Annotated in this window: 6 protein-coding genes and 1 pseudogene; 5 read left to right on the top strand and 2 right to left on the bottom strand. The window is 37.2% G+C overall.

Going from position 1 to position 9552, the window contains the following annotated elements; genetic code table 11:
* Window positions 1–34 precede the first annotated feature (34 nt).
* Window positions 35–1234, top strand: coding sequence for an FtsW/RodA/SpoVE family cell cycle protein (locus V7137_RS26995; protein WP_335700927.1), 1200 nt, complete (start codon window positions 35–37; stop codon window positions 1232–1234).
* A 66-nt stretch (window positions 1235–1300) separates the two neighbouring features.
* The gene (gene pyc, locus V7137_RS26990; protein ID WP_335700926.1) at window positions 1301–4744 is read left to right on the top strand and encodes a pyruvate carboxylase; all 3444 of its coding nucleotides are present in this window, start codon (window positions 1301–1303) and stop codon (window positions 4742–4744) included.
* Window positions 4745–4784: 40 nt separating this feature from the next.
* On the opposite strand, the pseudogene V7137_RS26985 reads toward pyc, so the two are convergent.
* Window positions 4785–5411, bottom strand: a pseudogene (locus V7137_RS26985) (COX15/CtaA family protein); the annotation flags it as partial.
* A gap of 209 nt (window positions 5412–5620) precedes the next feature.
* Between V7137_RS26985 and V7137_RS26980 the strand changes: the two are divergent.
* Together V7137_RS26980 and V7137_RS26975 are read left to right on the top strand one after the other, a co-directional pair.
* Window positions 5621–5836, top strand: a complete 216-nt coding sequence (locus V7137_RS26980) for a DNA-binding protein (RefSeq protein WP_335700925.1) — start codon at window positions 5621–5623, stop codon at window positions 5834–5836.
* A 248-nt stretch (window positions 5837–6084) separates the two neighbouring features.
* Complete coding sequence (locus V7137_RS26975) at window positions 6085–6756, top strand: NUDIX hydrolase (protein ID WP_335700924.1); 672 nt, start codon at window positions 6085–6087, stop codon at window positions 6754–6756.
* Window positions 6757–6758: 2 nt separating this feature from the next.
* Here V7137_RS26975 and V7137_RS26970 read toward each other — a convergent pair whose 3' ends face one another.
* Window positions 6759–7586 carry an MBL fold metallo-hydrolase gene (locus V7137_RS26970; RefSeq protein ID WP_335700923.1) on the bottom strand — a complete coding sequence of 276 codons (828 nt, stop codon included), beginning with the start codon at window positions 7584–7586 and terminating at the stop codon, window positions 6759–6761.
* 447 nt (window positions 7587–8033) lie between these two features.
* Between V7137_RS26970 and V7137_RS26965 the strand changes: the two genes are divergently transcribed.
* The gene (locus V7137_RS26965; protein WP_335700922.1) at window positions 8034–9221 is read left to right on the top strand and encodes a cytochrome P450; all 1188 of its coding nucleotides are present in this window, start codon (window positions 8034–8036) and stop codon (window positions 9219–9221) included.
* Window positions 9222–9552 lie beyond the last annotated feature (331 nt).

Below are 9552 nucleotides of genomic sequence, written 5' to 3'. Positions count from 1 at the left end.
ATATAAATCAATATTGAAAATGAGGACCTTTTATATGTTAAAAAAGATATTGAAATCATATGATTATACGTTAATAATTGCGACCATCCTTTTGTGTGCTTTCGGGCTTGTTATGATTTATAGCGCAAGTATGGCTTCTGCTGTCCAACGGTACGATGTTCCAAGTGATTATTTTTATCAAAAGCAAAAAGTATGGCTGCTAATATTTACGGTAATTTTTCTTCTTTCTGCCATTATTCCGTATAAGATCATGAAGTTCACAAAAGTCCTAGTGTTTATTGTTTGTGGATCCATTCTTTCCCTATTAGGACTCTTTGTTTTTGGACATGTTGCCGGGAATGCACAGAGTTGGTATGAAATTGGGTCATTTCGTTTCCAGCCATCAGAGTTTGTAAAACTAACAATGATTATTTATTTGGCAGCTGTATACGCCAAAAAACAGGCCTATATTAATCAGTTTAATAAAGGTGTTTTACCCCCGTTGGGATTTCTGATATTAGTTTGCTTTTTAATTGGTATCCAGCCTGACTTTGGGACAGCAGCTATTATTGCTCTCATCGCAGGTACAATGATTATTTGTTCGGGAATGAATTTAAAAAATCTCCTTAAATTACTTATTATGGTTGTGATTTTGATTCTCCCAGTCATTTTGGTGTTGTGGGGAAAACTATTTTCAGATGAACAAATGAGCCGTCTTACTGTTTTAGATAACCCATTTGCACAAGCCCAAGATGCTGGTTTCCATTTAGCTAACTCTTATATTGCAATCGGTTCTGGCGGTGTGAATGGTTTAGGTCTAGGGAAAAGTGTTCAAAAACTTGGCTATCTCCCAGAGTCCCATACAGATTTCATCATGGCGGTAATTGCCGAAGAACTAGGGATTTGGGGTGTTGGGTTCGTTATTATTCTCCTCTTTTATATTGTATTGAGAGGGATATATGTCGGATTACAATGTAAAGACCCTTTTGGAAGTCTCCTTGCTTTTGGTATTTCAAGCATGATTGGGATACAGTCTTTTATCAATTTAGCTGGAGTATCCGGGCTTATTCCTTTAACAGGTGTCCCGCTGCCATTTATAAGTTATGGAGGATCCTCGCTCTTAATGCTTGCAGGAGCAACAGGGATACTTGTCAATGTCTCGATGTTCACTAAATATGAAAAGAAATATAAAAATAAACAGGAACAAATGGATAAAAGAGTCAATCAAAAAGATGGTAAGGTTTTCTATATTTAATAAAAACGCGAAGGACTTTAAGGTCTTTCGCGTTTTAAAAAATACATAGAATATGAGGTGCTCTTCGTGACAAGTCAAATTAATAAAGTGTTGGTAGCAAATAGAGGAGAAATTGCAATAAGGGTTTTTCGCGCGTGTACAGAACTGAATATTCGAACTGTTGCAATTTATTCGAAAGAGGATTCCGGGGCCTATCATCGTTACAAAGCGGATGAGGCCTACCTAGTAGGGGAAGGTAAAAAACCAATTGATGCCTATTTGGATATCGATGGCATCATTGCCATCGCCAAAAAAAGCGGTGCTAATGCTATTCATCCCGGTTATGGTTTTCTATCAGAAAATATTCATTTTGCTAGACGCTGTGATGAAGAAGGAATTATCTTTATTGGCCCTAATAGTACACAACTTGATATGTTCGGTGATAAGGTCAAAGCAAGACATCAGGCAGTGCTTGCTGGGATACCAGTCATTCCAGGAAGTCCGGGGCCGGTTACTGAGGTTAGTGAAGTAGAAGATTTTGTGGAACAACACAAGCTTCCAATTATTATTAAAGCATCTCTTGGCGGTGGCGGCCGCGGGATGAGAATAGTAAAACGCTTTGAAGAAATCCGTGAAGCATTCGAACGGGCAAAGTCAGAAGCAAAAGCAGCATTTGGGAATGACGAAGTGTACCTTGAAAAATTAATTGAAAGACCAAAACATATTGAAGTTCAAATTATTGGGGATAAACAGGGGAATATTGTTCACCTTTATGACCGAGATTGTTCCGTCCAAAGGCGCCATCAAAAAGTAGTAGAGGTGGCTCCAAGTGTATCGATCACAGAAGAGTTACGAAGAAGAATCTGCGATGCTGCCGTAAAATTGATGAAAAATATCGAGTACCTAAATGCAGGTACGGTAGAATTTCTAGTTTCAGGAAATGACTTTTATTTTATAGAAGTAAATCCCCGGGTTCAAGTTGAACACACTGTAACAGAGATGGTAACAGGTGTAGATATTGTCCAGACACAAATTTTAATAGCGGAAGGTCATGATTTACATGGTCCGATTATCGGCATACCTTCCCAAGAGAAAATACAAATCAATGGATTTGCTATTCAGTCAAGAGTTACAACGGAAGACCCGCTTAATAAATTTATGCCGGATACGGGAAAAATTATGGCCTATCGTTCAGGCGGAGGTTTTGGTGTACGTCTCGATGCTGGAAATGGCTTTCAAGGTGCGGTCATTACACCGTATTATGATTCCTTATTAGTAAAACTTTCAACCTGGGCGCTGACATTCGAGCAAGCAGCCGCTAAAATGGTTCGCAATTTGCAGGAGTTCAGGATTCGAGGAATCAAAACAAATATTCCGTTCTTAGAGAATGTAGTGAAACATGAGAAGTTTAGGAATGGCGAATATGATACTTCATTTATTGATACTACACCGGAATTATTTATTTTCCCGTTTCGTAAAGACCGTGGGACAAAAATGTTGTCATACATTGGTACAGTAACCGTTAATGGTTTTCCAAGTATTGAGAAGAAGAAAAGACCAGTATTTACGAAACCAAGAATTCCTAATGTACCTTTTGATTTACCGTATCCTGAAGGGACAAAGAATATCCTAGATAAGTTGGGTGCAGAAGGACTTGTGGAGTGGGTAAAGAATCAAAAGCAAGTCTTATTAACGGATACGACCTTTCGAGATGCACATCAGTCACTTTTAGCTACCCGTATGCGGACGACAGATATTCTCCATATCGCTGAGCCGTCCGCAAAACTTTTGCCTGATTTATTTTCATATGAAATGTGGGGCGGAGCAACTTTTGATGTTGCATATCGTTTCTTAAAAGAAGATCCATGGGACCGATTAGTGACACTGCGAAAGAAAATTCCAAATGTATTATTCCAAATGTTGATACGCGGAGCTAATGCGGTGGGATATAAAAATTATCCTGATAATGTGATTCGCGAATTTGTTAAACAATCTGCACTAGCTGGGATTGATGTTTTTCGAATTTTCGATAGTTTAAACTGGGTCAAGGGTATGGAAGTCGCAATTGATGCGGTCCGTCAGACTGGTAAAATTGCCGAAGCATCGATTTGTTATACAGGTGACATTTTAGACCAGACTAGGACGAAATACAATCTTCTGTATTATAAACAATTAGCAAAAGAATTGGAAAATCAGGGTGCCCATATACTTGGAATTAAGGACATGGCTGGATTACTAAAGCCTGAAGCAGCGTATAGACTTGTTTCTGAGTTAAAAGAAACAGTCGATATTCCCATTCACCTTCATACTCATGATACAAGTGGGAATGGTATTTATACGTATGCACGGGCAATAGATGGAGGAGTGGACATAGTTGACACTGCTTTAGGAACTATGGCAGGCTTGACATCACAGCCAAGTGCTAATTCGTTATTTTATGCACTTGAGGGGAATCCGCGCAAACCTCAAGTAAACATTAAAGCTCTGGAAAAATTGTCTTATTATTGGGAGGATGTCCGAAAGTATTATCATGATTTTGAAAGTGGTATGATTTCCCCGCATACAGAAATTTATCAACATGAGATGCCGGGAGGTCAATATAGCAACCTCCAACAGCAAGCAAGAGCGGTTGGACTTGGTGACCGTTGGGATGAAGTGAAAGAAATGTATTCACGCGTAAATAGTATGTTCGGTGATATTGTGAAAGTTACACCTTCATCAAAGGTCGTTGGCGATATGGCATTATTTATGGTTCAAAATGACTTAAATGAGAAAGACGTGCTTTTAAAGGGGGATTCATTAGATTTCCCTGATTCAGTTGTTGAATTATTTGAAGGATCGCTTGGTATGCCTTATGGTGGTTTTCCTGAGGAACTGCAAAAAGTAATCCTAAAAGGGAAAAAACCATTAGAAGTTCGGCCAGGTGAATTGCTTGATTCGGTGGATTTTGAACAGCTAAAGGAAAAATTGTATAAAGAGCTCGGCAGACAGGTTACGGACTTTGAAATTATTTCTTATGCCTTATATCCTAAGGTATTTATGGAATACATTAAAACGGATGAACAGTATGGAAATATCTCAGTACTTGATACACCAACATTCTTATATGGAATGCGATTAGGTGAAGAAATTGAGGTAGAAATTGAAACTGGGAAAACACTAATTGTTAAGCTAGTTTCAATCGGTCATCCTCAAGCGGATGGAACGAGAGTTGTCTATTTTGAGTTAAATGGGCAGCCGCGAGAGGTGTTCATAAAGGATGAAAGTATTAAATCTACCGTTATTTCTAGGTTAAAGGCCGATCCGAAAAATGAGCATCAGCTTGGTGCGTCGATGCCTGGAACAGTGGTTAAAGTTGTCGTGGAAAAAGGCGAAAAAGTGGTGAAGGGTGATCATTTAATGATCACCGAGGCGATGAAAATGGAAACAACAGTTCAAGCGCCGTTTTCAGGGGTTGTGAAAGATATTTATGTTGCGAGCGGCGATGCAATATTAACCGGTGACCTTTTACTTGAATTAACGAAAGCATAAAAAAAGTTGCTAGGGATTTTAAATTCCCTAGCAACTTTTTTTACTGGTTATTTCTTATCGATCTAGAATATAACAAAAGGAAATAACTTAAAACCCCAAACAAGCAAGTAATAAAGAACGCGTGTAAGAGGGCAATATACAGATTTAAACTGGTGAAAATAATCAGTGCGCCAGCAATCACTTGTAAAGTAACTAGGATGAAGGAAATAATCCAACCCCAGTAAAGCACTTTTTGCTCTTTATAATGACGGACTGTCAAAATTAGGATATACGTAATCCAAATAAAGATCAGGCCAGCAGCTGCACGGTGCCCCATTTGCACCCATTCATACAAGTTAGATGGCAGGGCTGGAACGTCATTTAAACATAATGGCCAATCTCGACAAACAAGACTAGACTTAGTATGGCGCACAAGTGCCCCAGTATAGATAACAAGATAACTATAAATCGAGACACCGATAATATGAAATCCCATTCGTTTATCGATAAAAAGCTTTTCTGCATTGAATTTCTTATCAATTTCAAAAATTAATAGTGTTAATAACAAAACCGCTGCAAAGGAGATAAGTGAAATACCGAAATGTAAGGCTAGTACAAAGCTTGACTGTCCCCATTTTACAGCCGCTGCTCCGATTAATGCTTGTAAAAGTAAAAAGAAGAAGGAAAGGAATCTAAATGGTGGGAAATTCTTGATCTCTTTTTGGATATAGCAGAATTAATCGGACCAAGTCTTGTTAGGTCTATTCGTTCAGCCATTAAATTTCTGGAACATCATTAATAGGATTATTTTAGGAGCTCTTAATGATAGCTTTATTACTGAGAAAAGTAGTAAAAAAATAAAGATTAAGTTCTTCAATAATGAAAGGAGAAATAAATATGGACAATATCAATAAAGAACAACTAGAAAATAATTTCCCCAATATTGGTAAGCCTGCTACAAGAGCTCTTACCAATGCTGGCTACTATAAACTTGATCAATTGACAAAGGTAACGGAGTCAGAAATTTTGAAGTTACATGGTGTTGGACCGAAAGCGGTGAGAATACTGAATGAAGCACTTAAAGAAAAACAATTAACTTTTGCTGGAAAATAAAAAAGCTCTGAACTCTGTTTTCTAAAGAGTCCAGAGCTTTTTTTATAATAGAATCTATTCTGGTTTGTTGAAGTACACCGTAAGTCTGATAGGATGATTTAATATTTATCCTCGAGAAGTGGTTAGTAGTGTTGATTTGGGAGGGGAATAAGGATGGAAAGTTGAATATATATAGAATATAATCTCTTAAATCAAAAAAAATGAATATTTTGTTTAAAATAATATTCTAAGAAAAAAGGGGTACAAATATGACTGTTATTCCAAGACCAGCATCGACAATTGTTTTATTGGATCATTCATCCAGGGTCTACTTGACCAAAAGACCAAAAACGATGAAATTTTTTGGCGGATTTTATGTTTTTCCAGGGGGTGCAGTAGAAAAGGGTGACTATGCGCTTGACTTTGAGTACATAAAAAATGGGATACGAAATGAGTCATTTGATGCTGCTTATTATGTAGCTGCAGCAAGAGAATTATTTGAAGAAGTTGGTGTTTTACTGGGTAGTACAGACGACGGGTCTGACTTACAATTAAATAAAGGAACAGCAATAGAATACCGTCGTCTACTTTTAGATGGGGAAATTTCATTTTTACAATTGCTAAAACAGGAAGGACTTCATCTTAATCTTGATAATATAACCTTTTTCGGACATCTCGTCACACCGAAAGAGAAACCGATTCGTTTTGATACACGGTTTTTTATTACTCAATTGCCAAACGGCCAATATCCAAATCCAGATGTAAATGAAGTAGATGAAGCCAATTGGTTTTCTCCACAGGATGCTCTATCAGCTTATCAAAGTGGAAAGATATCCTTGGCTCCACCTACGATTATAGCGCTTAGGACAATTATGAATTCACAAAATGGCACCACTTTAATGATGCCAGATTTGCAAACAGCTAAAAAATGGTTTGAATAATACTACGATCTTATGAAATATAAGGAATCGTGTAGTGATACTGAACCTTCTTTCATCAATTTAATGAGGTGTGCCTCGGTTGTTCTTTTCGCAACCTCAAATACACTTGGGTGAGGAAGTTTATCATAAATCATTTGTGTCAAATTGACTGCAGTTAATTGATTATGCTTTTTAAGCAGTGAAATAATTTGATTTTCTCGATATAATCTCCGATTTAAGACGAATTCAATATGGTCATATGGATTTAAAACCCATTTACCATGACCCGGTCCAATTTTACTCAATCTTAATTGTTTTAAGCGATTTAAAGTTTGAAAATAGTCTGTCATATCTCCATCTGGAGGACCAATCCATGATGTTCCTTCCGCAACAATATTATCTCCAGCGATGAGCACTTGTTTGGATCGAATATAGAGGTTTAAATGACCCGCTGTATGACCTGGGGCATGAATAATCGTAATTTCTTCATCAGCTATTCTAATAATATCCTCGTCGTTTAAAAAGGAAAGATTGTCCCATGGTGAAATAGCAGCAAGTGTCGCTTGTCCTTCAAGATGATGACAATAAACAATCGGTGACCAATCCAATAATTGGCGGACACCTGGTGCATGGTCTGGATGTGAGTGCGTAAGAATAATAGAGTTCGGTGTTGCAAGACCGTTTACTTTTATCGCTCTTTCTAATTCTATTCTCGTGTCTTGTTGATCATATCCGGCATCAACTAGTAAGCTTTCCTTCTCGTTTCCAATTAAATAGCAATTTGTGGTTGTATGCGGTAACAAAGTTGGTGTTGAAATAGGAACACGAATGATTTTTATCTTATTTGCCACTTTTAGCATCCTTTCATCCATTACGATGGCCCTTAATTAAGTATAACTATCATATTCATCATGAAAACATGAAATTCCTGCTCAATTTTAGATAAGGAAAAATCTACTTATTTAAGTTAAGTAAAGTAAAGGCCGTCGCTTGCTATTTAGGTGTGATATGGGTGAATGGCTGAAAAAACATGAAAAGGGCATGCTCCATATACAGAAGGCAGTCTTCATTTCTAAAGGGCATGGTAGGGATGTGAGTGATGACTTTCCTTACATGTTGAGTCGAAATTGGATTCAGAGTATCGAGGATACCTCAGATATTTGTATCTTTTGAGAAAATCATAGGAACAATGTAAACCGCATAAATTGTATGGTTACCAAAACCATCCAGTAGTAGCACAACGATTAATTGACTGGATGAATGGCAAGTAAGATACAATATTAAAGGAGGGAATCAAGATGGAGGAACAACAAATGAGCTATGGACTGCTAGTGCGTCCAAGAGGGTTGGATGAAACAAACTCACCCTACGATTGGTATAAAAAGATGCGAAAAAACTCTCCGATTTCTTTTGATCCAGAACGGAATTGCTGGGATGTATTTTGTTATGAGGATGTCCAAATGGTCTTACAAAATTATAAGCATTTCAGTTCAAAAAGAAATGGAAATGTTCAAACTTTGCTAGATTTGGATCCTCCAACCCATCGAAGATACCGCAATCTTGTAAGTCAGGCATTTACCCCAAGAGCCATTCAAGAACTTGCACCGAGAATAACGGCTATTACACACGAATTATTAGCATCGCTAAAAGGAAAACGCGAGATAGATATTGTAGCAGATATCGCTTATCCCCTTCCTGTTATCGTGATTTCTGAAATGCTCGGAGTACCGAGCCAAGACCGAGACATCTTTAAAAAATGGTCTAATATTCTTGTTTCAGGAACACGAACCCTATCTCCTAATGTAATGAACAAGTTATTTGCTAAGCAAGGAAAAGCAACCCTTGACCTACAAACATACTTTCAGCAAATAGTTGCCAAAAGGCGGCTTGACCCAACAAACGATATAGTATCCACTTTAATTACTGCAGAAGTAGATGGTGAGAAATTAAACATTGAAGAGTTATTAAGTTTCTGCCTTCTCCTTCTTGTTGCAGGCAATGAAACAACTACAAATCTTATTACAAATACAATGCTTACTCTGTTTGAGCATCCGGATATACTTAATCAATTATATAGAGACAATTCCCTTATACCTGCAGCCATTGAAGAAGCCCTGCGCTATTCTTCTCCTGTTCACAGCATGAATCGCTTCATCACTGAAGATATGAATATAAAAGGGATGAAACTGAAAAAAGGGCAAGAAGTCATGGCTTGGATTGGTTCTGCTAATCGAGATGAAAGCGTATTTGACAGACCAGATGTTTTTGACATCAATCGCTCCCCAAATAATTATCTATCTTTTGGAACAGGTGTTCACTATTGTCTGGGATCACAGCTTGCAAAATTGGAAACGAAAATATGCATTACAGAGATGCTAAAGACGTTACCGGATATGAAATTGGATACAACCAAAAAGCTTCGTATTATACCTAGTACGTTTGTATACGGATATAAAGAGCTTCCTGTCATTGTAGGATTAGAATAAAAATTGATATAAATGAGAAAAAAGCAGCTTCCATTTTTAGTCGTTAGTAAGCGATTATTAAAAGATTAATGTAACTTATCACATCTTATTGGGATCTCGAAAAAGCTGGTAATAACAGCTCAAAAAGCATTTTACAATCAAAAAATAGAGAAATGAAAAAATAATTTGGTTATTTGAGCTAGAACCTGTCCTGTTAAATTGATATGGTAGAAGTCATTAATCCTTTGTGAGTGGATATCCTTTAATGGGTATCCACTTATTTTTTTAAATAGATCAAATGCGATACCCAATTTAACTCTGTAAATGTTAAACATAATCTTTGTTATTTAGC

The organism is Neobacillus drentensis (assembly GCF_036962765.1).
Classification (GTDB): Bacteria; Bacillota; Bacilli; order Bacillales; family Cytobacillaceae; genus Neobacillus; species Neobacillus drentensis_C.
This window is presented reverse-complemented; position numbering and strand designations above follow the sequence as displayed.